This is a genomic window from Calothrix sp. UHCC 0171, assembly GCF_034931845.1.
Lineage (GTDB): Bacteria > Cyanobacteriota > Cyanobacteriia > Cyanobacteriales > Nostocaceae > Brunnivagina.
Genome location: NZ_JAYGHN010000087.1, coordinates 1 through 879, shown reverse-complemented (window position 1 = coordinate 879; position 879 = coordinate 1). Strand labels below are relative to the sequence as shown.

At 36.6% G+C, this 879-nt stretch carries 2 protein-coding genes; both read left to right on the top strand.

Annotated elements, in window-relative coordinates:
- Window positions 1–170: 170 nt before the first annotated feature.
- Window positions 171–449, top strand: a complete 279-nt coding sequence (locus VB733_RS27020) for a hypothetical protein (RefSeq protein WP_323343136.1) — start codon at window positions 171–173, stop codon at window positions 447–449.
- Window positions 450–574: 125 nt separating this feature from the next.
- Window positions 575–879, top strand: a 305-nt coding sequence (locus VB733_RS27015; RefSeq protein ID WP_323343135.1) for a hypothetical protein, incomplete at its 3' end; no start/stop codon positions are given.

Below are 879 nucleotides of genomic sequence, written 5' to 3'. Positions count from 1 at the left end.
ATAGATATTTCCCTCTGAAAGCATTGCGAGATAAGGGTTTTGAATCAATGCTGTAGCTGAGATTTTTTGGATATTTCAATTTATGCTAGTTGTTTAAGCGGAGATAATTATGTATAAATATCTCCATATGCATTAATTGCGAATTGCGAATTACGAATTGCGAATTGTATATGTTTCACTTAGTCACGAAACAACAAGCATCAGAAATACTCAATATGAGTTTTTCCACTTTGAAAAAATACCGTTTAGATGGAACTTGGATTGAGGGAACCCATTGGGTAAAACTCAACAACCGTTGTATTCGCTATAATTTGGAGCTTATTCAAGATTGGTTGCACAATCGCCAAGACCCGATCACACACCATCGGGCAATTGATTTATATCATGCAAGTTTGGCAAGTAATCGAAAACCTAATTCTCAAAATTTGCAAGTTGTAATTATCAAATAATTAGCGAATAAGTATTTGCATATTTTTTAATTTGTTGCGGCATTGATATCATTTGCCGTTCCCTTTTCATGCGTCCATAGCTTGTCGAACTTTTTAGTTCTATTAGTGAAAAATTGGAGTTATTTATGAACGCAATCGATTTTTGTGATACCAACTTCCACCACCATCACTGGGAAGAATGGCTAGCAAGTGGGGTTGATAGGGAAATTATTACCCTCAATGTCAAATCCCTCGAAGGTACAACACCCTATGAGTATTTAATTTATAGTCCTAAAATCTCACGTCGAAATGATGGACGTTTGCGCGATCGCGATTTGAAAAAATATCGCCACATTGAACACGGGGGTTGGTGGTGCAAAAACAGTTCGCAATTCGTAATTCGCAATTCGCAATTAAACTGCGAACTACGAATTGCCAATTGCGAATTGTG